This is a genomic window from Ekhidna sp., assembly GCF_039960695.1.
Classification (GTDB): domain Bacteria; phylum Bacteroidota; class Bacteroidia; order Cytophagales; family Cyclobacteriaceae; genus Ekhidna.
This window is the reverse complement of record NZ_JBDVKP010000020.1, coordinates 124,825-147,025: the sequence shown is the minus strand read 5'-3', so window position 1 is coordinate 147,025 and position 22,201 is coordinate 124,825. Positions and strand designations below refer to the sequence as shown.

20 protein-coding genes are annotated in these 22,201 nt (G+C 40.0%); 10 read left to right on the top strand and 10 right to left on the bottom strand.

Annotation, left to right across the window (positions count from 1 at the left end; genetic code table 11):
• Positions 1-10 precede the first annotated feature (10 nt).
• From ABJG98_RS16850 to ABJG98_RS16840, 3 genes are all read right to left on the bottom strand, one after another.
• A complete protein-coding gene (locus ABJG98_RS16850) occupies positions 11-2,089 on the bottom strand; it encodes a ComEC/Rec2 family competence protein (protein ID WP_348280716.1) in 2,079 nt (692 codons plus the stop codon).
• 248 nt (positions 2,090-2,337) lie between these two features.
• Positions 2,338-2,775: a GNAT family N-acetyltransferase gene (locus ABJG98_RS16845; protein WP_348280715.1), complete on the bottom strand. Its 438-nt coding sequence runs from the start codon at positions 2,773-2,775 to the stop codon at positions 2,338-2,340.
• A complete protein-coding gene (locus ABJG98_RS16840) occupies positions 2,744-3,706 on the bottom strand; it encodes a PhoH family protein (protein ID WP_348280714.1) in 963 nt (320 codons plus the stop codon). The genes ABJG98_RS16845 and ABJG98_RS16840 overlap by 32 nt, the downstream gene beginning before the upstream one ends.
• A gap of 75 nt (positions 3,707-3,781) precedes the next feature.
• Here ABJG98_RS16840 and ABJG98_RS16835 point away from each other — a divergent pair, with 75 nt between their 5' ends.
• A complete protein-coding gene (locus ABJG98_RS16835; RefSeq protein WP_348280713.1) occupies positions 3,782-4,558 on the top strand; it encodes an SAM-dependent chlorinase/fluorinase in 777 nt (258 codons plus the stop codon).
• Positions 4,559-4,560: 2 nt separating this feature from the next.
• Positions 4,561-4,845, top strand: coding sequence for an antibiotic biosynthesis monooxygenase family protein (locus ABJG98_RS16830; RefSeq protein ID WP_348280712.1), 285 nt, complete (start codon positions 4,561-4,563; stop codon positions 4,843-4,845).
• An 85-nt stretch (positions 4,846-4,930) separates the two neighbouring features.
• On the opposite strand, the gene ABJG98_RS16825 is transcribed toward ABJG98_RS16830, so the two are convergent.
• Positions 4,931-7,381, bottom strand: coding sequence for a PspC domain-containing protein (locus ABJG98_RS16825; RefSeq protein WP_348280711.1), 2,451 nt, complete (start codon positions 7,379-7,381; stop codon positions 4,931-4,933).
• A 49-nt stretch (positions 7,382-7,430) separates the two neighbouring features.
• Positions 7,431-7,778 carry a PadR family transcriptional regulator gene (locus tag ABJG98_RS16820; RefSeq protein WP_348280710.1) on the bottom strand — a complete coding sequence of 116 codons (348 nt, stop codon included), beginning with the start codon at positions 7,776-7,778 and terminating at the stop codon, positions 7,431-7,433.
• Positions 7,779-8,098: 320 nt separating this feature from the next.
• On the opposite strand from ABJG98_RS16820, the gene ABJG98_RS16815 reads away from it, so the two are divergent.
• Genes ABJG98_RS16815 through ABJG98_RS16805 form a run of 3 tightly spaced genes read left to right on the top strand, consistent with a single transcriptional unit; the run spans position 8,099 to position 14,837 of the window.
• Positions 8,099-9,193 (top strand): PorV/PorQ family protein, encoded by a 1,095-nt coding sequence (locus tag ABJG98_RS16815; protein WP_348280709.1) that lies wholly within the window; start codon positions 8,099-8,101, stop codon positions 9,191-9,193.
• Positions 9,180-14,150, top strand: a complete 4,971-nt coding sequence (locus ABJG98_RS16810; protein WP_348280708.1) for a C25 family cysteine peptidase — start codon at positions 9,180-9,182, stop codon at positions 14,148-14,150. Before ABJG98_RS16815 ends, ABJG98_RS16810 begins: the two co-directional genes overlap by 14 nt.
• A gap of 6 nt (positions 14,151-14,156) precedes the next feature.
• On the top strand, positions 14,157-14,837 hold the full coding sequence (locus tag ABJG98_RS16805) for a phosphatase PAP2 family protein (RefSeq protein WP_348280707.1): 681 nt from the start codon (positions 14,157-14,159) through the stop codon (positions 14,835-14,837).
• Between the two features lie 52 nt (positions 14,838-14,889).
• Here the strand turns inward: ABJG98_RS16805 and ABJG98_RS16800 are convergent, their stop codons facing one another.
• From ABJG98_RS16800 to ABJG98_RS16790, 3 genes are read right to left on the bottom strand one after another with little or no spacing between them, the layout of a single operon-like run.
• A complete protein-coding gene (locus ABJG98_RS16800; RefSeq protein WP_348280706.1) occupies positions 14,890-15,186 on the bottom strand; it encodes an SCP2 sterol-binding domain-containing protein in 297 nt (98 codons plus the stop codon).
• A 2-nt stretch (positions 15,187-15,188) separates the two neighbouring features.
• Positions 15,189-16,250 carry a glutaminyl-peptide cyclotransferase gene (locus ABJG98_RS16795; RefSeq protein ID WP_348280705.1) on the bottom strand — a complete coding sequence of 354 codons (1,062 nt, stop codon included), beginning with the start codon at positions 16,248-16,250 and terminating at the stop codon, positions 15,189-15,191.
• A gap of 46 nt (positions 16,251-16,296) precedes the next feature.
• Positions 16,297-17,541: a sodium:proton antiporter gene (locus ABJG98_RS16790; RefSeq protein ID WP_348280704.1), complete on the bottom strand. Its 1,245-nt coding sequence runs from the start codon at positions 17,539-17,541 to the stop codon at positions 16,297-16,299.
• 271 nt (positions 17,542-17,812) lie between these two features.
• Between ABJG98_RS16790 and ABJG98_RS16785 the strand changes: the two genes are divergently transcribed.
• Genes ABJG98_RS16785 through ABJG98_RS16765 form a run of 5 tightly spaced genes read left to right on the top strand, consistent with a single transcriptional unit; the run spans position 17,813 to position 21,085 of the window.
• Complete coding sequence (locus ABJG98_RS16785; protein ID WP_348280703.1) at positions 17,813-18,337, top strand: DinB family protein; 525 nt, start codon at positions 17,813-17,815, stop codon at positions 18,335-18,337.
• A complete protein-coding gene (locus ABJG98_RS16780) occupies positions 18,337-18,963 on the top strand; it encodes an ABC transporter ATP-binding protein (RefSeq protein ID WP_348280702.1) in 627 nt (208 codons plus the stop codon). The genes ABJG98_RS16785 and ABJG98_RS16780 overlap by 1 nt, the downstream gene beginning before the upstream one ends.
• Positions 18,964-19,016: 53 nt before the next feature.
• Positions 19,017-20,204 carry an FtsX-like permease family protein gene (locus tag ABJG98_RS16775; protein WP_348280701.1) on the top strand — a complete coding sequence of 396 codons (1,188 nt, stop codon included), beginning with the start codon at positions 19,017-19,019 and terminating at the stop codon, positions 20,202-20,204.
• A gap of 5 nt (positions 20,205-20,209) precedes the next feature.
• Positions 20,210-20,647: a hypothetical protein gene (locus tag ABJG98_RS16770; RefSeq protein WP_348280700.1), complete on the top strand. Its 438-nt coding sequence runs from the start codon at positions 20,210-20,212 to the stop codon at positions 20,645-20,647.
• A 33-nt stretch (positions 20,648-20,680) separates the two neighbouring features.
• Positions 20,681-21,085 carry a hypothetical protein gene (locus ABJG98_RS16765; RefSeq protein ID WP_348280699.1) on the top strand — a complete coding sequence of 135 codons (405 nt, stop codon included), beginning with the start codon at positions 20,681-20,683 and terminating at the stop codon, positions 21,083-21,085.
• Here ABJG98_RS16765 and ABJG98_RS16760 read toward each other — a convergent pair.
• Together ABJG98_RS16760 and ABJG98_RS16755 are read right to left on the bottom strand one after the other, a co-directional pair.
• A complete protein-coding gene (locus tag ABJG98_RS16760) occupies positions 21,082-21,543 on the bottom strand; it encodes a cytochrome c (protein ID WP_348280698.1) in 462 nt (153 codons plus the stop codon). The two genes, ABJG98_RS16765 and ABJG98_RS16760, sit on opposite strands and share 4 nt — an antisense overlap.
• Before the next feature lie 5 nt (positions 21,544-21,548).
• A complete protein-coding gene (locus ABJG98_RS16755; protein WP_348280697.1) occupies positions 21,549-22,178 on the bottom strand; it encodes an SCO family protein in 630 nt (209 codons plus the stop codon).
• Positions 22,179-22,201: the final 23 nt, after the last annotated feature.

Here is a 22,201-nt window from a genome sequence, read left to right as displayed (position 1 = left end):
CTTTTTTTGTTTATTCCAATAAAATTCGAAGTGCCCCATCCTCTTTAAGTGAATGAATTTTCAAATTAAGTTTAGCCGCTTGCTTTTTCATTTTTTTTGAATAATAAATCGAGTTGCTATTGCCGATTATTATCATATCAAAACTGAAATTATTCTTTAGCCATTCCAGACTTTTAACTGCTCCTTTATTGACTATCACATAATCAATAGCAATTCTGTTTTTGAAATCTAAATGGAAAGTTGTTGAGTCTAATATTATGATTTTCTTGTTTCCAATTACCCCTAAGCTAATGACATCCTTTTTTTCAAAGTTTGCGCGCTTCAAGGTCATTATGCCTTCGCTTATTGGTCGTAGGCCCGATGATAACCGATAAGGATTTATTTGATAAGCAAGTAACTCAGCTTCATCCTCTTTTAATGATTCAATATGCAACTTGGCGCTGTAGCCTTGGATGTGGTCAATTGCTAGTTTGCCTTTAATTTCATAGAAAATTAATTCATGCTTTTGGAATTGCGTTTCATTGCGCTTCAGCGTCCACACCAAAAGCAGTAAGATTAGAAATCCAGAAACTTTAAGAGTCCGGAATGCTCCGTAGTGTAAGCCAACGATAAAGGTGAACACAATGCCATAAGTGAACATTAGTTGTATCCTATCCATATAGATCCATTCTATCATGCTATTGGGTAGAATGTGAACATAACTGATCAACTCATTAAGCAGCCATATAGCTTTTTGAAGTAGAAACCCAACAAATCCGCTAATGGTGGTAGAAACAATGTCTGTCAAGAGCATTGTCAATCCTCCCGAAAGCATTAGAAATGAAGCTGGGATTACTATCAAATTCGAAACAAGAAAATAAGTTGGAAACTGATGAAAATAATAAGCGGTTAGCGGAAAAGTTGCTATTTGGGCAGCAATTGAAACACAAGTAATTGACCATGCTTTGTCAAGAATTAGGAATCGAAATTCTAACAATTGGAGGATTTTTGGCTGGAGATAAACAATCCCAATCACAGCGGAAAATGACAATTGGAAACCAACAGAATAAATCAGATATGGGTCAAATAATAGCAGAATGAAAGCAGCAAGCCCCAGTGAATTATAAATATTCGTTTCGCGAACAGATGCTTCACTTAGCGCTACAAGTGAGAACATGGTGGCAGCTCTTAATACTGAGGGACTTAGCCCGGTCACACATGCATAAAGCCAGATGACACTTACACTAAGGGCTCCAAAAAAGAATTTCCCCCATTTCCCCATTTCTTGAAGTCTTCCGAAAATCAGTTTGATAATCAAGAAGACTATTCCGACATGCAAGCCCGAAACTGCAAGTACATGCATGGCTCCCGCCGCAGAGTAGGCCTCCTTCAGATCGTTATCCAGGTGATCCTTGATGCCTAGAAGGAGAGCCTTGGCTATGCCATTTTCACGAGGCTGAGGTATGTGCTTGTCAATGATGGCGTTTGCATTCGCTCTAAGCTTATAAGCCCATTCAAGAATTCTATTGAGAGATGTATTTTGACGGATTTCTAAATCTCTTTTTTTTACAAATGATTGTCCATAAATGTTTTGCCTGGCCAGGTATTGCTTGTAATTGAATTCACCCGGGTTTCCTGGTTTAGGTATGGAATAAAATCTACCGAATACATTTACATGATCACCATAACGTAATGAAGCTTGCAATGTATCTTTTTGCACATATAAATGAATTTTACCTTCGGTAGGTAACAATGAATCATTAGCCACTATTTGAGTTAATTCAAGCTCGTACCTAAAATGATTCGTTCGTTCATTGACGGGGCTAACAATCACTCCTGAAAACCCGCTGATTTTGGCGCTCAAATTTGTATAATGAGATTCCTTTTGGTCATGATATTTGAGTTTTGTCAAATAGCCACCAACAAAAAAGATGATGAGTAAGGCCTGTATCCCGTTTAGGTGGCGAAGCTTATAAAAACTGGAACGCTCCGAAATGATTAAAAAGATGGAGTACAAGATTAGACTGAGGCAGAAGCTCCAAATTGGATAGGTCCACAATTCAGGAAGCTGATCAAAGCAAACAACTCCAAGAATTAGAACGATACTCAAACGCACAAAAGGATATGAATTCCAGAAGAACACCCATGCATTCTAGGTGCTAGTATTGATGTCAAATGGACTTTTAGCTAATTGTTGGTCTCAGTTTACGATTTGTATACCTGTTTGAAAGGGATAACGAATTTTCAGAAAAATATAGAGATGAATTTAAGTGACTAGAAGCTAAAAGTGTAGAATGTTTTTAGAAAAGCAAATACAAGAACAGGCCTATATTAAATTCATGTAGATATTAAAATTTACTACAACTCCCTCCACATCAAATAATGCATAATCCCACACTCATCAAACTGGTCGCCTTTCGCTTGGAAACCAAACTTTAAGTAAAGCGGAACAGCCGATAGCTGCGCATGCATGTAGAGGTAGGTGCCTGGACTGGCCTTTTCGGCAATGTCGTCCAGCACAGCTTGCACAATGGCCGTGCCTAGCCCTTTGCCACGCATGGTTTTCTTCGCAGTGAATCGTTCAAGCTTTATTCCTTTTTCTGTGTATCTCCAGCGTGCAGAGCCAATCGGTACATCGTTTTCATTCAGGGCTACATAGTGGTGAGATTCGTCTTCAAATTCATCAAACTCTTCGTCTGAGGTTACTTCTTGCTCCACCACAAACACTTCCTCACGAATCTGAAAGGCCTTCTTTCTCAGCTCCTCACTTGTTGCCGCCAGTACTCTGTAGGTCATACTTGTTATATGCTTTAATAATTGCTTTCACCAGTTTGTGTCGAACCACGTCGCGCTCGTCCAGGTTTACAAAGCCAATGCCCTTCACACCCTTGAGTACTTGCATGGTCTCTATCAAGCCAGAGATTTGCTTTTTCGGCAAGTCTATCTGCGATTGATCACCAGTGATGATCACTTTGGATTGCGGCCCCATCCGTGTCAGAAACATTTTAATCTGCATAGGTGTGGTATTTTGTGCCTCATCCAAAAGGACGTAAGCATCATTGAGCGTTCGTCCGCGCATGTATGCCAAAGGTGCAATCTCGACAATACCATTCTCCTTGTAATAGCGAAGTTTTTCCGCCGGAATCATATCACTCAGTGCATCGTAGATCGGTCGCAGGTACGGATCAATTTTCTCTTTCAAATCACCCGGAAGGAATCCCAGATTTTCTCCAGCTTCCACGGCTGGTCGGGTGATGATAATCTTTTTTACTTCTTTGTTTTTCAAAGCACGTACGGCAAGAGCAACAGAGATATAGGTTTTACCTGTCCCGGCTGGACCGATGGCAAACACCAGATCATTTTTTTCTACTGCCGTTACAAGTTTCTTCTGGTTGATCGTCTTAGGGACGATGCGATTGCCTCGTGTGCCGTGAACAAGGGCGCTGGCGTTTGGACCTGCATCGATGGTGTTTTCCTCATTGTCCACAAAGTCCTTTACGTTTTCTGCGGTGACCTTTCCATACTCATGGTAGTGCGTCAGCAATGAATTCAGGATTTCATTGATCTTCAGAATCTGTGGTGCAGAACCTTTAATTCTGATCTCATTTCCACGGCTAACAATTTGACTATCAGGGAAGGCCGTAGCGATCGTTTTGATGTTTTGGTTTTCTATTCCAAGGAAGTCAACCAGAGAAACATTTTCGAGTGTAATTATTTTTTCCAGCAATCGATATTTCAGTTAATGCTTAGTAGGTAAAATATATAGCTTTGTAAGAACAAATGTAAGCTGAATTCCCCCAAAATGGCGTTAATCACCTTCATGTCTGATTTCGGGACGGTAGACCATTACGTGGCTGCTGTGAAGGCTGCCATTGTATCGGAAGCTCCCACACAACCCATAACGGATATTTCCCACGATATCAGGCCATTTGATATTTCTCATGCAGCCAATGTTCTTCGTAATGTATACAAGGACTTTCCTGTAAAAACGGTTCATATCGTAGCAGTGGATGCGATGCGAGAAAAGTCAAAAGCACTGGCAATTGAATTGGATGGACATATGTTTGTAGGTTTTGATTCCGGAATCTTCAGCTTGATTACCGAGAAAAAACCAGATCAAATTGTAGTATTGGAGAATGGCAAGTCTACATTTCCAGCAAAAGATGTATTGGCGAAAACTGCTCTGCAGCTTGCAAATGGGAAGCCTTTAAAGGATGTGGGCACCATAGTAGATGGGATGACGGAACTATATGCGCGCCAATTGAAGGTAACTAAGCGTGAGATTGCTGGTAATGTGATCGCGGTGGACCGGTATGGAAACCTAATTACCAATATTCAGAAATTAGAATTTGAGAAGATTTTGGAAATCAACGGAGCGGGTGTTCAATACGCCATTCGATTTGGGCGCGAACAGTTTCAGCAGTTGCATGCTTTCTTTAGCGATGTGGAGTCTGGAGATTGCTATGTTTTGTTCAATTCATCCGGTCAGCTACAAATTGGTATTAATAAAGGAAATGCCTCAGAACTATTGGGTTTGTCGGTTGACTCGCCAGTACTTATAGAATTTATATCCAGATAATTATGTTAATACGCATTGTACGAATGGATTTTGATCCTGGGAAAGTCGAAGACTTTTTAGCACTGTTTGAAACAGTAAAAGAGAAGATTACAACTTTTCCTGGTTGCGCACATTTGGAATTGTGCAAAGACGCCAAGTTGGATCATGTCTATTACACCTTCAGTAAATGGGAGAGTGAGGGCAATCTGGAGGCCTATCGGAATTCAGAACTTTTTAGTGACACCTGGACCAAGACAAAGGTACTTTTCGGTGGAAAGCCGTTGGCTTATTCGTTGCTGCCTCAATAAAAAATCCCCTGCTCGACCAAAAGCAAGGGATACCAAAACCTAAATGACTGAGCCTTTTAGTCAGCTCTGGACCAGTTAGATGTTTTTAATCTTTTTTAACGGAGCTCAATCCGGCACTATTAGATGATACTCTGGCATTACCACGGTAGCGAATTTTGCTCGCTCCTGTAGCAGAAGCTTGTAATTCGTTACTTGCGTAAACTTTTGCGGAAGATGCGCCAACGGCATTGATGTCGGCATCATCAACTTCATAATTAAATGCATTGAGCTCTGAGGCACCTACCAGATCCACCTCCAGATCTTCGCCACTACCTACCAAAACCAATTCAGAAGCACCAGCCAAATCAGCTTGGAGGTACTTTGCGTTTACATTTGCCCACACTTTCGAAGCTCCTTCAATATCCAAAGAGAGATCAGCGCTTCTGAAGTCGCGAATTTCACCATCACATGCTCCTGTAGCTCTCAGGTACTCGAGCTCAGGCATTCGAATAAATACTTTGATTTTATCTCGCCGATTACGCCTTTTCCACCAATCTTTATTTCTACCATATCTAATCTCCAGCTCGTCTCCACTTTGACTTATATAAACATCATCCAGATCATCTTCATCGCCTTCAAGTCTCACTGAGTAGTCATCATCCTGAATAATTTCAAAATCAAAAAGGGAAATAAGTTCTACTTCATCAAAATCTCGAAATTGGTATTCTTGAGTATCGGACCCGTTCGAACTGTTTCTATTATCATACCCTCTATCCGAATCATTACATGTCAAACATTTCAATCCGGTTTTCTCAAATATCCACTCATTGTCTCCAAGGTCTCTTGAGTTGAAGTCATGTATCCAAAGTGTATTTCTTAAGATCTTTCTCAAGTCATAATCCATAGTGAAAACTTTACCATAAGGGATATAGAAAGTGGCAGAGACTTCCTGGAACCGGAAGGGTGCATTTCCAAAGTCAATTTCAGAATCAAAAAGGAAAGTGTTGCCCTCTTGAGTGACCACATAGTCTACCGCTTCACCATTATCTCTTGCATTGCTTCTGGAGTATCCCCGAGAGTCGAAATCCATTTCCAATAAGTAGGCTGTTGAATCTTCATGTCCACGGATTTTCAGATCAACACTATTATACCTGTCCCAATCCAACTCATTGAGTTTGAGTTGAGCAATTCCATCATAAACCTGGTAGGTACGTTCTTCTTTAAATGTACTTTCTGTGCTATAGTCTCTAATAATTGTAGGAACTGAAATTGCCAGTCCTATCATGCCGAGTAACCATAGTCCAAACATGCTCCATGCAACAAATGCACTGGTCACTTTTTTCTTAAGAATGATGACCAAACCAAGCATAAGGACTGCCAGTGAAGGTATCATTGATACGATGTAGCAAGAGATAATAGCGATTGTACTTAAGGAACCAAATATTTCCTCAGCTGGGAACTCACCAAAGTGAACCCAGGTGTCCATTGCCCCACCTACACCAAGTAATACGGCCAGCGTTATTGTGAAGCAGATCATTAGAACAAAGCCAAGGAATACTAAGAATACACCTACAGCTATTCTTAATACTTCTACACCTACTTTCAATAGTGGGCCTAACACCTCTCCAAGTGCCTTGAAGATCATGGCGATGAGTCTGAAAGGGAACAAAAGAATTTTCACAAACACATTTTCTTCCCCTTCTTTCACATTGAGATTCTTTTTCAGATTCTCCTCGATATTGCTAATGGTAACAGGTTCGCCCTGCATTTGCATTTTCTCAGTTATGGATTTGGCTTCAGGCGTGATTATCCAAAGGATTAAATAGACCAGAAGGCCAGCTCCGCCAAGAAAAATAGAGATTACGAATAGCACTCTAATCACTACAGGATCAGTTCCAAAGTAAGACGCGATTCCTCCTGATACACCACCTAAGACCCGATCATCTGTGCTACGGAAGAGTTTTTTCACAGCTTTATCATCATCTAGTTGATCGCTAGCTGGAACGGCTATCCATAGGATGATATATGTAAGGAAGATGAAACCACTTAATCCCCAAAAAAAGATATTGAAAAGGAAAGCTAGCATGAGCAAACGAATCCAGATAGGATCCATATTGAAGTAGTTAGCAATACCAGATGCAACACCACCAATTACTTTTCGCTTCGAATCGCGATAGAGTCTTTTCGACTTTTCATTAGAACTTTTTGGCTCTTCTTCTTTTTTATCATCCTTCTGCTCTTCAGTTTTTTCATGAACCTTTTCCTCACTTTTTTCTTCAGGTTCATTTTCGATGGTCGCTTCAAAATCCTTGGTCGTACCCATAGTAGCGATCAGGTCATTCACGTCCTCATGATTGATGATTTGCTTTCCTTCATCCAATTTAGAAAGGAATATTTCGGCAATTCGTCCTTCTATATCAGCAATGATTTCCTTGCTATCTTCAAAAGAGGAAAAGTATTTATTGACTGAATCGAGGTAGCTTTTCAGTTTATCATATCCATCTTCTTCGATGTGGAATATGATACCGCCAATGTTGATACTTATATTCTTTTTCATGTGTTATGTCTTTTTATTGAGGTCGCATGTAGTTGGTTGTCAGGCCTTTTCATGCTTTCTTCTTCGTGTTTTTATTCGCGATGATTTTTTTAGTTGAGCCTACTAATTCAGTCCAAGTCTGGTTTAATCCTTTGAGGAATTTATCACCATCCTTAGTTAGCGTATAGTATTTGCGTGGTGGTCCTGATTTCGATTCTACCCACTTATAGTCAACCAGGCCAGCTTTTCTTAGTCTGGTTAACAGCGGATATAATGTCCCTTCTACTACCATGATTTTTGCAGAGGTCAGCTCTTCCAGCATATCGGAAGCGTAAACTTCTCCCCTGGAGATTATATGTAAAATACAAAACTCCAAAATCCCCTTTCTCATCTGAACTTGTGTGTTTTCAATATTCATATGTCTTGCTATGTTTTTTGAAGGCCAGATGCAACGTGCATTTGTGCATGCTCATTTTCATTTTAGCTCTCATTTCCGGTCAAACTTTTCATTATAACATGGATAGGTTTCGGTGCTATATACGTAAAGGTACTTGGCATGGCCAAGTACTTTATGAAAAAATGTACTGATAATGCAATATTCTTTAAATAGTTACATTAAATATTAGATTAATCATTTAAATGCAATTATTTACACTTTGTCGTATATAAGCTATTATTCGACGATGTTCGTTATTCCAATCCGTTGGCTATGGCTAAATTGCCTATGATTTATTCTATATGAAGTACATAGTTGTTGGCGTATTAATGTTTGGGGTGAGTATCGGGTTAATGGCTCAGGACGAGTCAGCTTCACGTGACAATACGCCCAAGTATAGCAACGAATTCATGAACATTGGTGTGAGCGCTCGTTCTTTTGGAATGGGATTTACTGCGGTCTCATTTGTGGATGATGTGACAGCAGGATATTGGAATCCAGCGGGCCTTAACAAACTAGGCTCAGATCATCAGCTTGCGCTTATGCACTCATCCTATTTTGGAGGATTAGCAAATTACGACTATGCGGCGTTTGCCACATCGGTGGATGATGAAAGTAAAATAGCCATTTCCATTATTCGATTTGCTGTGGATGACATTCCTGACACTAGGTTTCTTGTGGATGTGAATGGTTCGATTAACTATGATAACATCCAATTTTTCTCCTCAGCAGATTATGGATTTCTAGTTTCGTATGCTCGAAAACTTCCTATTCTTGGCGGAATTGATGCTGGAGGTAATCTTAAAGTTATTCACAGGACTGTGGGTAGCTTTTCAAAGGCCTGGGGCTTTGGATTTGACTTTGGAGCGCAGAAGCAAATCAATAAATGGAAACTTGGTTTGGTGGCTCGAGACATGCTGGGAACGTTCAATGCATGGTCTCACAACACATCAGAAGTGGAGGAGGTTTATGCGCTAACCGGTAATGACGTGCCTGTTAATTCAGTAGAAGTAACACTACCACGATTGATACTTGGTGGATCAAGGGATTTTACGATCACAGAAAAATTTGGCGCTATGGCATCACTTGATCTGGATATGACATTTGATGGAAAAAGAAATACGCTAATCAAAACAAGTTTGATTTCAATAGATCCTAAAGCTGGAGTTGAATTGGATTACAAGAAGCTTGCATTTCTTAGGTTGGGGATAAACCAATTTCAGCAGATCAAAGATTTTGATGGCGCTACTTCGTGGACATTTCAGCCAAATTTCGGTGTGGGCGTCAATATTAAAGAACTTACTGTGGATTACGCGCTTACTGATATTGGAGACCTGGCACCAGGATTGTTTTCGCATGTTTTCTCAATTAAAGTAGATTTCAATGTGGAGGAATAAACTTATTGGCCTTCTAATATTAATCAGCGTTGGCGCATTCGGTCAGGTTGGAAATGAATGGATTGATTTCACCCAATCTTATTACAAAATAAAAGTAGCTGAAGATGGTTTTTATCGCGTAACACAAGATCAGCTTTCTGCCATTGGATTTCCAATAGGTAGTGTACCAGCCAGTAGAATTCAGCTTTTTCGTAGAGGTCAGGAAGTCGCATTAAATGTCAATACGAATGGGGATGGTACGCTTAATTATCTTGAGTTTTATGGGAAAAGAAATAATGGAGAAAGTGATATTCCATTGTACGATGCAGGTGATCAACCGCATACACTATATAATTTATTTTCTGATACAGCCACCTACTTTCTTACGTATAAATTAGGTACTGATACTGTGAAGAGGATGGCTTTTTCTTCCGACAAAAATGCCACCGGGCTGACACCTGAAGCCTATCACATGGCTGATACCATTCAGCTATTTACTACTGATTATGCATCGGGGCGCAGATTTGGAACTGGGTCAGCATTTAGCCTCAGTAAATACGATGATGGAGAAGGATGGACCGGTAGTTTTCAGTCAAAGAATGCTTTCAAGGATTTTGATTTCACGCTTATAGACTTTGAGTCTTCTGCAGTTAATCCTGTCTTAGAAACTGTCATCGTTGGTGGAAATAGCCTGAACCATAAGGCAGCCGTCCAGATTGGACAAAATGTGGGTTCTCTTGGCCTGATGGATAATGTTGAGTTTGATGGATGGGGAAAGCAATTATTCTCAGGATCTTTTACAAGTGCTAATGTAGGAGCTGCCGGAGAATTTGTTGTTCGAATAACTGCTGAAGGATTCCCCGAAACCTCAGAGCGTATTTCAGTGGCGTACGTGAAAGTGGAATACCCACAAACGATCGAGTTAGGTGTGGATGAGAACAAGGTATTTACATTGGACAACCCGGGTGCAGCAAAAGCATGGATGCAGATAGCAACCACAAATGCTACCGGAACTCGAATATTTGATGTCACTGATCCTCTCAATGGGATCAGAATTTCTACTACAAACTTTAGTGATCGAGTTGAAGCAGTGATACCTGATTTTGTAGATGGACACAAGGTCTTAGCTGTAACCAACACCTTAGCTGTAAGTTCAATTGAACAAATCAACTTACCCAATTTCAATCTCAGTGATAAAACCTACCTTATTATATCTCATAGTGATTTAAGAAGCCCGGAAGATCCAGTTGCAGATTATGAGAATTATCGTGAATCTGTAGCGGGAGGTAGCTTTAACGTACAAACGGCAAATATTGATGACCTATACAACCTGTATAGTTACGGTGATCCATCTCCACTGGCTATTAAAAATTTCATTATCGATGCAAACAATCAAAATCCAATAGAGAATGTATTCATTATTGGAAAAGGATTCACGACCAATTTTAATTATTACCGAAGTGTGCAGACTGACATCAATGTACCAACCTATGGTGTCCCTGGGAGTGATTTAGCATTCACTTTTGGGATTGGCTCAGACCCAGAAGTTCCTGGAATTGCAATCGGCAGACTTAACGCTTTTGATACTGATGATGTTACAGCATATTTGAACAAAATCATTGAGATGGAATCTCTGCCATACGATAATTTATTTAGGAAAGATTTTCTACAATTAAGCGGTGGTATCAACAAATCAGAGATTTCAAATTTCATAGGAATCGTTCAAGACTTCACGGAAGTTTTGGAAACGGACTTCATTGGTGGACGAGCATTTAACACCGGAAAGGAAACGGGTGATGCGGTGGAATTTGTAGATGTTACGGATCGGGTGAATCAGGGAGTCGGTTATATTACATTCTTTGGTCACTCCAGTGGTACCGTCACAGACATTGAGATAGGAAGGGTAAGTAATCCTTCATTTGGCTTCTCCAATAAAGGTAAGTATCCCGTGTTTCTGGTGAACGGATGTAAGGCAGGAGAGATTTTTGGAAACAACTTTACTTTTGGGGAAGATTGGCTATCCACACCAAATTTAGGTGCTGTTGGATTTATCGCGCATTCTGATGTGGCACTTTCAACTACCCTTAGAAGATGGAGCGATTTATTTTACGAGTTGGGTTTTGGAGATGATGTTTTCATCGGAGAAACTATTGGAAACGTCATGCTTGAAGTATCCACCAGATACATAAGTCAATATGGTACCAGTGACATTAATTTGACTCAAGTACAGCAAATGACCTTACAAGGTGATCCTGCTTATCGTGTATTTGGCGCTGACAGTCCAGATTATCAAATTGATAATAATTCACTCAGTGCATCTGCTATAGGTGCTGAAGAAATATTGTCAAGTCAGGATTCATTCCGAATAGATGTCATTGTAAAAAACTTTGGAAGAACTGTTCAAGATTCGCTAGTCGTCCAAATAAACAGAACGTATCCTGACGGTGGACAGGAAGTATATACACGAGAGTTTTTAAGGCCTTTAAGGCAAGATACATTGGCATTTTATATACCAAATGATCCAATTCAGAATAATGATGGATTGAACTTGTTTAATGTTATTCTAGATCCGGTCAATTCAACAGCAGAGCTGAATGAAACAAATAATTCTGCAACACTTGAAGTATCCATTTTTAGTGGCAACACAGTCAATTTATACCCGCTAAATAATGCTACAGTTTCAAGCCCGCAAGTTGAATTTATGTGGCAATCGAGTAACCTCTTGGAGGATGAAAGAAATTATACATTGGAGTTAGATACTCAACCAGATTTTGGAGGGCCTAACAACAGACAGTTCACTGTTTCAGCAGAAGTTCTGGGAACGCAATCATTTGATTTTTCGACATTCTCGCTGCCAGATTCATCTACCATCTATTGGCGGACGAGATATTCAAACCCTGAGCCGGATGAAACTAATGAATGGGTTCAAAGCAGCTTCACTATCATTACAAATGTTGGTGACGGATGGGGTCAATACGATCCGGAACAAGTTGAAAATGAAAAAGTAACTGGTGTCCAATACAATCAGCTGACCAATACGTGGGAGTTTATTGAAACAACCACGCCAATTGATATTTTCACTTTTGGTACTGATAATCCAACATTTACATACAGTGATATGGAGGCAATTATAGGTGGGCTCAACTTTTTTGTGACTTCCAATACGATTGATCCAGTCTGTGAGATGGATGTGTTCAACGCCATTGCATTTGATAAAGAAAGCGGAGATCCTTATCGGCCAATAGTAACAACTGAAATAGATGTTTTCAATCGTGAAGTTTGTGGTAGGCTTCCACAGCGGATCTATCAGTTTAGAGAGCAAGATATGATAGGAGTAGATAGGCGATTTCAAGTCTTGGTGGATAATATGCGAGATGGCGATATGATTGTCATGTTCAACATTGGCAATGTTTTGTATTCGAATTGGGACACAGATGTCGAGGCTACCTTGAACTCATTGGGTGTAAGTACAGCAACAATTAATTCCCTAACTGATGGACAACCTATTATTTTCTTTGGAAGAAAAGGAGATGCACCCGGTACTGCCACTACAATTATTAATAATGGGTCGGCTACACCAGTGACTGAGCAGAGCATCGATTTTCAAGATGATGTCATTGGGAAATTTGTAAGCGGAGAACTAAGAAGTAGGCGAATTGGACCAGTAAAAAGTTGGGAAGCATTCTCTTATAATATCACAGAAGAGGTCAATGATAACATTGGAATTGAAGTATTTGGTGTAGACAAGGATGGCAACCTTTCCACTCTTGAATCCCGAGCGCGCGCAGAAACAATTGATGTTACATCAGTAGATCCTGTTTTATATCCTCAAATTGAGCTTTCATTTTCTTTTGATGACGAAACTGATCAGACGCCTGCTCAATTGAATTTCTGGGAACTCAACTATGAATATCCCCCAGAAGGCTTGATTCTTCCAGAAAGCAAATCAGTTACGTCAGTTCTAGAAGGGGCTCAGATTACGAGGAACTATTATTTCTATAATATTTCAGATGTTGATTTCACTGATTCATTGAGCGTAATGACAACTTTGATCAACCAAAGTTTTGGAACAATTTCAGAATCGAGTTTCAAAATTGCACCACCACTAGCAGGAGATACTGCTGTAATTGAGACCTCATTTTCTTCTTTCAATATGGATGGGGCGAATAGCTTGATTATTGAAGTTTCAGCAAATGAAAATGAAGTGTATGCATCAAATAATCGAATAACTCAAACGGGTATTATCAGTGTTCAAGCAGATGAAACGAATCCCATATTGGATGTGACATTTGATGGCTATCATATACTTGATGGAGATATTGTCTCACCAACCCCAAATATCATCGTGAAGATGAGAGATGACAACCCATTTGCATCTAAATCGGATACGACAGGAGTTAATCTTTCATTAAAACTTCCAGGTGAAGAAAGCCAATTTCAGCGAATCAATTTCTCTGACCCTCGTTTGACGTATACTCCTGCTACCGAAAGTCAGGATTTTCAGGTAGAATATCAGCCTGGTCCGCTGGAAGATGGAATACATGCGATACGTGTGCAAGCAGAGGATGAATCTGGCAATGAAGCCGGTTCAGAGCCGTATGAGATCAATTTTGAAGTAATAAATGAATCTACTATTACGCATTTCTATCCATACCCTAATCCTTTCTCAACCAGGTGTCGATTTGTATTTACATTGACTGGCACGGAAATTCCAGATCAGATTAAAATTCAAATTTTGACTGTGTCAGGAAGAGTAGTTAGAGAGATTACCCAAGATGAAATTGGATCCATTCGAATCGGTAATAACATAACCAATTATGCATGGGATGGTAGAGATGAGTATGGAGATCAGTTGGCCAATGGCGTTTACTTCTATAAAGTATTTATCAATTCCAATGGGAATTCAATGCAACAACGGTCAACCTCAGCTGATCGAGCATTCAAAAACGGATTCGGGAAACTGTATATCTTGCGTTAATCCAGCATGATTAATCGTTTAAGGAACACAAGTCTTTTCTTTATTCCCTACCTGTGCCTATTTACGCTTTCGGTAGTATTCTTTTTATATAGAAGCCATGGAGAATTTGTTTTGTGGCTAAATAGCCTACACAATCCAGCTTGGGATTTTTTTTTCAAATATTGGACGCACACAGGTGATGCGATATTTTTTGGGGTTGTTGCAATCATGCTGATCATTTTCAAACGAAGATTTGGTCTTATTCTTGGCATGTCAGGAATTGGCGTAGCAGCGATCTCTCTTTTTTTTAAGTATGTATTGTTTCCTGAAGCACAGCGCCCAATTATCTATTTCAAAGGATACGAAGTTCTGGACTTTGTAGATGGTGTAACTATACTAAGTCAATATTCTTTTCCTTCAGGCCACTCAATGGCAATTTTTGCGTTGACTTCCTTCGTAGCTTTAATGCTACAGAATAACAATTACTCTTCTATTCTCTTTATTGGAGCCACATTCACAGCTATATCACGAGTCTATTTATTACAGCATTTTCTAATCGACATCATGGCAGGCTCATTGATTGGAGTCACAATCGGGACCATATTCTATATGTCATTCGAAAAGTACCTCAATGAAGAATCAACTGGGTCAGTCAATACGCCGGACCAAGATTTGGAAGAAATGAATCTGGAGGAAGATATTGAATGAAAAAGCCTCTACCTAAACAGAAAGAGGCTCTCATTTTGTGAGCAAAATTCTTTTAGAAAAGTGCTGTCAACTTCATTGCTGCACCTTTATCACCTTCAATTTTTAGCTTTCCAGACATAAATGCCATCATCACATTTAAATCACCGGTTAAGATTTTGTTGAAATTGTCAGCAGACATTTTAATAGCAAAAGGCGCCTCGCGCTCTTCGTTTACCACTACCGTTGGCGAAACTGTATCGTCCAAGTGAACGACACCTTCGTCGAATTTGAAATTTGCTTTTCCTGCAAATTGACCACTATGCTTATCAGCAAGCTTTTGAATTTTGCCGGTTATTTCCTCTAAAGTCATTGTTATATAGTTTTTGGTTGAAATGTTACTTCAAATAATTTGGGCCACCATTTACCAGTGATGTAAATGCTGCCAGTTGTCTCATCGTATGCAATGCCATTTAAGACATCAGCTGCTTGAGCTTCCTGCTCAGTGAGTAAGCCAGTACAATCGATTTTTCTCAATACCTCTCCGGTTTCTGGATCAATAACTACAATGTAGTCTTCGAGGTAAACATTTGCATAAATCATCCCATCGATAACCTCTAGCTCATTTAGAGCATCAACCTTTCCATTGTTATCATAGACCTCTATTTCACGTAGAATGGTAAAGCTTGTTGGCTCTACGAAGTAAAGTTTTTCACTCTCATCTGTAAGGACCAAAGTATTGTCAAGAGTGGTTAATCCCCATCCCTGCAGCTGATAGTTGAAGGTGCGCACTTGCTCCATTTGAGCATTATAAACAAAGCCAATTCCTGAAGTCCATGTAAGTTGATAAAACTCATCATTGAACAAGGCTAGTCCTTCACCAAAGAGATCAGCGGACAGATTAACAACTTTTTCGGTTTCTCCGGTTGTAATACTTTTCTTTTTGAGTGTGGATTTGCCTCGTTGACCGCTACTTTCATACATGCTTCCGTCATTTATTAGCAATCCTTGCGTGTAATCATCCGTGTTATGGGGATAAGTGTTTTTAATGTCATAGCCATATGCGATTGGCTCATTTTCAGGTAAAACAATAATAGTCCGATAGTGAGTTTCAGAGTTTTCTCCATCGAAAACTTTAGCAAGCAATCTCCACGAACCCACTCGGCGTGAAGGAATGGTCACATCGAAAGACGATTCATAATATGTGTTGGTTTGATCATCTATGGATAATTGTACCGAGTCTATGGTGAAATCTTCAGATGCCTGGATGGTCACCGATATTTTGGCTCCTCGCACAAAGTTTTGATTCTGAGAAGGATTAGCAATACTCGTTTTCTTCCGAATTCGTGGTGAGGTAGGTTTTTCAGTTTCTTCCTTACTATCTCCGCATGAAACGAGAAGTAGCACGGCGAGAAACACATAGCTTAGTCTAATCATGCCATAAATTTAGCAAGATACCCTTAAAACGAACTGTATTTGAATGTTATGAATCTGACGTACTTGATCTCATCAAGGTAGGCACTGTCAGTCCCTGATATAGCACCGAGCAGACCACTACAATGTATGTCATGGTCACGATCACATCTTTACCGGTAAAGTCTGTGAGCGAAAGCGAAAGAGCAATAGGTAAACCTCCTCTCAACGCACCCCAGGTCAATACGGAAATGGTATTTGGAGCAAAATGATTCTTTACGGACATCATCTTTATTGGTACAAATACACTCATCCATCGGCCAAAGAGTACAATACAGACCGCAAAGAATCCAGCGGAAATAAAATCCAATCTTAGATCAAGTACGAGCATTTCGAGACCGATAAGCACGAATAGCATTGCACTAAAGGTTTCTTCCAGAAGTTTCCAAAATTTAAAAACATAATCACCTGCTGCTCCCGCGACATGTGTACTTTTTCCTTCATTGCCTACGACGAGCCCCATTACAACTGCAGCCTGTTTAGCAGAAACATGAATAAAGTCTGCAAGTTGCGATCCTACAAGGACCAGAGCGAGGGTTATTAAAACCTCAACTTCAACCGCGTCATTGTCTACATATTTCAATAAGCGATAGCCCAGGTAGCCAAGCAATAGACCAATGAAAATACCGCCCCCAATGTCTGCTACTACAATGTATATCGTCTCAAAAAAGGTAAGTGTATGATCTTCACCTGCGTGGGCGATATCCAATAATGTCAGTGCGAGAACTACCGCTATTCCATCATTAAAGAGGGATTCACCAGCAATCTTAATTTCAAGCTCTTTAGAAAGATTAAATCGTTTGATTGTCTTTGTTACTGCAATTGGATCAGTAGGAGAAATGAGGGCACCGAATACTAAGCAGTATAAATACTCGAGATGAATACTCATCAAGTCTAGCATATAGTAGACCCCAGTACCTATGACCAACGTAGAGATGATTACCCCAACAATCGCTAAAACCAAAACAGAACTTCGCTGACTACTTAATTTTCTAAAATCGATATTTAATGCTCCTGAAAAGAGCATAAAGCTCAGTACAATCTGATACAGAACCTCTTCAAATTCATATTCCTTCACATGCTCGGCCAGGTGCAACTCAGGGAAAACATTTCCTATGATTAACACGAAGAAGGAGAGTACAAGTGCCATTATCATCAATCCAATGGATGAGGGCAACTTTAGGTAGAATGTGTTTATGAAAATAAACGCTCCTGAAAGGAAGATAAACAAGGCGATGATGTCAAGAATACTCACTTCAGTGTAATTTAAGGGTGATCTTACGCAATATTAATTTTAAAAACTAACAGTACGAACTAATATTACAAGCGTATGAGAGTGCATTTTTCGTATTTGATCCATTGCCTGAATACATCAGGCTGTTGTGCAAATACTTTATAATTTGGTACCTCTTTAAGTACCTAACCCGTTTTATCGGGTCTAAGTGGTGGGTTATACCTTTATAAAAGGCTGATTTACAGGAACGAAGATAACTTTTTTTATATTTTTTAGCAAAAAATTAATACTGGTGAAAAAGGAGATACTCGAAAAGCTGAAAAGGCTAAAAGCAGACACGCAGGAAATTTATGATTCCCTGGAGGGAATTCCGGTCGAAAAATTGGGTGATCCAAGCTACGGATGGAGTATCATTCAAGTGCTTTCGCATCTAAATTCTGCTGAAACAGCGTCATTGAAATACATGCAAAAGAAAGTACAAGCAGGGGATAAAATGGAGAATTATGGTCCCGTCAATGCGCTACGGATGTACTTATGTAATGGAGCTCTAAAAAGCTCACTGAAGTGGAAAGCTCCTTCTTATATATCAAATCCGGCAACCTTTGAATATGAAGAAATGAAGTCACTTTGGGCAGCCACACGTAACGATATTGAAAAGTTTGTAATGGATTATCCTGAACAATGGCTAAACAAGCTGGTTTATAAACATCCACTTGGTGGACGACAAAATCTTGATCGAGCTGTTGATTCATTTGTGTATGATCAGATTCATCACATCCATCAAATCAATAGAATTAGAAAACAACTGGGAGTTTAATGTTAAACATTAAGGCACTAAGGCATTCCTATGATGGACAGATGACTATAACCTATCCAGACTGGACTGTAGAGAAGGGTAATCATGCAATTATTCTAGGCAATTCGGGCAGCGGCAAAACCACACTTCTGCACCTTATTGGTGGATTGATGGCGCCAAAGGAAGGCATACTTAAAGTTGCAGGCGAAGACTTAAGTGCAAAGAGCAATGCTAAATTGGATCGTTTTCGTGGTGAAAATATAGGAATCGTATTTCAAAAACCACATTTGGTTCGATCACTTACGGTGAAGGAAAATCTTTATTTATCTCAATATCTCAGTCACAAGCAAACAGATAGTAAACGCGTAGATGAGGTTCTTTCACGCCTTGGAATTGAAGAATTGGCGAATCGGAAAGTACATCAAATCAGTCAGGGACAGGCACAGCGAGTATCTATTGCCCGGGCGGTAATTAACTCTCCTAAGCTACTTTTAGCTGATGAGCCTACCGCAAGTTTGGATGATGATAACTGTAAAAAAGTAATTGATTTACTTAAATCTCAAGCAGAAGAAACCGGAGCGACATTAATTGTTGCGACACATGATCATCGGGTAAAAAATGAATTCAAAAACCAGCTAGCACTATGAATTTATTTTCTCTAAGTATCAAAAATGTATTTGCTAAACCACTGAGCTCAATTTTGAGCGTCCTACTATTTGGATTTGGTGTTGCTATTATTGTAGCCATATTACTTACCAGTACATTCCTGAAGGGCGAAATCAGCAAGAACGCTCAGGGAGTTGATTTAGTAGTGGGAGCAAAAGGAAGTCCGCTGCAGATCATTCTGGCTAGTATATTCCATATTGATTTTCCCACAGGGAACATATCCTTGGAAGACGCTAATAATCTGACTAAGAATAGATTAGTGAAGTCGGCAATTCCATTGTCTTTGGGCGACAGTTATCAGGGTTACAGAATAGTAGGTACATCCTCGGGGTATGCAGATCTTTACGGAGCACAATTATTGTCAGGGGAATGGTTTAGTGATGAAATGACTGCAACAGCAGGAGCTACTGTAGCAAAGAACTTAGGGATATCTCTAGGTGATGAACTAGAAAGTGCACATGGTCTTGCTGAAGGTGCAGGTGGCCACGAAGAGCATCCGTTTAAGGTGGTTGGGATCATGGAGCAGACTGGCTCGGTATTAGATCAGCTTATTTTGGTTTCTATCCAAAGCGTGTGGGAGGTTCATGCTGGCCATGAGGAGCACAATCACGATGAAAACAGTGATATGCATGAAACAATCGCTTTGGAGCGCTTGGGTATTGAAGTGACGAAAGAGCAATTGGCTACCGAAGATATCACCTCACTGCTTCTTAAGTATCGCTCGCCAATGGCAGCAGTACAGCTACCTCGCATTGTAAATGGAACGAGCAATCTACAGGCTGCTTCCCCACCCTATGAGACGGCTCGATTATTTAATATTATTGGAGTTGGTGTAGATGTGGTAAACGTATTGGGACTGGTCATCATTATTCTCAGTGCCACTAGTGTATTCATCGCTTTGATTAACTCTTTGAAGGAGCGCAAATATGAACTGGCAATCATGCGATCGATGGGAGCAAGTCAGGTTAAGATTTTCTTGCTAATCATGACAGAGGGAATCGTCTTAACCATCATTGGGAGTATGTGTGGTTTTGGATTGGCGCACATGGGATTTGTAATTTTAGTTGGCACGATGGAACAAATTCAAGCAAGCGGAATGTTTTTTGTGCCTGATGAATATTACGTAATGCTTGGAAGCCTTGCAGTGGGTATTTTTGCCTCAATCATTCCGGCATTTCTTGCGTATAAGTCAGATATTTCGGAAACGCTTTCAAAAGCTTAATAGACATGAAACACACATACGTTCTTCTTGCATTAACACTTTCATTCGGAGCTTCTGCTCAGTTTACAGATTCCGGCAAAAACTGGGAAACCATGGCCGACGTGAAGTATGAAAAATCTCAGGATGAATATGGAGAAATCTACGTTCCTAAGTTTGGAGATGATGTGCAAAAAATGAATGGGAAAGTAGTTTCCCTCAAGGGATTCATAATTCCCTTTGAAGGTATGTTTGAGCCGAAACATATAATCATTTCTTCATTGCCGATTGCTGCATGTTTTTTCTGTGGAGGAAGCGGACCAGAAACGGTGGCTGAAGCTTATCTAAAGGAGGAAGTAAAATATACGGCAAAGCCAGTAACAGTAACGGGACGATTGGAATTGAACGATACCGATTATGATCAGCTCATGTATGTCCTGAAAGATGCTGAGGTAAAAATTGACTAATCCCCTCTGGGGATGTAATTATTGATTATATCTATGAAGAATTTTATTCTATTAACTGGCCTCATTGCTACGCTTTTGGCCTGTGAGCCTTCAAAAAAAGCAGAACTGCAAACACTCAAAGATGAAGTAATCGCAATTCATGATGAGGTTATGCCTAAAATGGGCGAACTGCGTAAAACCCGAATGACCCTGGAAGCACTTGCTGATTCTTTGATGGAATCAGATAGTACACGTGCGACAATGTTCGGTTCATTGGCATCAGATATCTCCAATGCCAATGAAGGCATGAGGCAGTGGATGCGTGCATTTGAACCTGAATTCGAAGGCACTGAGGAAGAGCGCATGAAATACTTTAAAGAACAAAAAGTAGCCGTTCAGAAAGTGAAAGAAGATATGAATGGATCCCTTGCTAAAGGGAAAGAAGCTTTAAAGGATTAATATCCCTCCCCACACTCACTAATCCACTTATCCACGTCTTTCACACCAATAAGACCTGCTTCATTGCCCCAGGCATTACCTATGAAGGTAAGCACTTCAGCAATCTCCAAATTAGTAATGGGGTTGCCAGGCATCATCTGATTATAAGTCACGCCGTTCACAACAATCTCTTTGCTTTGTCCATTTTTTACTATACATGCCGCGCGAGCCATGTCTTCCAAAAGGTAATCTGATTCGGCAAGCGGTGGATAAAGTGAAGCAAGTCCTTTGCCATCCTGCTGGTGACAATTGGCGCAGTAGGTTGCATACACTTTAGCACCTTGCACCTGATATTGCTTCAGCCGGATCTCATCTCGAGAACTCATAGAGGATTCTTCAGTCTGAGACTTTTCACCTGAGCCACTGCTACATGCGACAATAAGAGTAGCAGCAAAGAAGAGATAGGTTAGTTTTTTCATAATTTCTACTTTCCAGCACTTGGCTGATATTCCTTTAATAGTTTTTCAATATCGTTCATCAGCACATCCACTTGTTCTGGGACGGTCCCATCATAAAAGCCTCTGATCCTACGACCTTTATCTACCAATAAAAACGCTCCAGAATGTACAAATCCGCCCGGTGCATTTCCATCTTCATCGGCCAGAGATATGTAGCTTTTCTCGGCCAAGTCATAAATATAATCTTGATCGCCTGTTACGAATTTCCATTTAAAAGATTTTACACCCAAACGGTCCGCATAGTCTTTTAGTAACGCTACCGTATCATAGGTTGGATCAATGGTATGAGACAAAATTGCCACCTGATCGTTATTCTCAAATTTTTCATAGACGCGCAACATCTGTGCTTTCATCTTAGGGCAGATGGTCGGGCAAGAGGTAAAGAAAAAATCAGCGACATATACCTTATCTGCAAATGTCTCATTGGTAACAATGCTACTGTCCTGGTCTACCAACTGAAAGTCTTGAATGGTGTGGTAAGTCGTATCATTTTCTTCATAAATCGTATTGCCCAGAAAGGGCAGTCTTTCTGAAGATTTCTGTTGATCACATGCAATAAAGATCAAAACAGAAAAGAGTAAGGTGAGGTTTTTCATAGTCTAAACTTCAATATTAACAC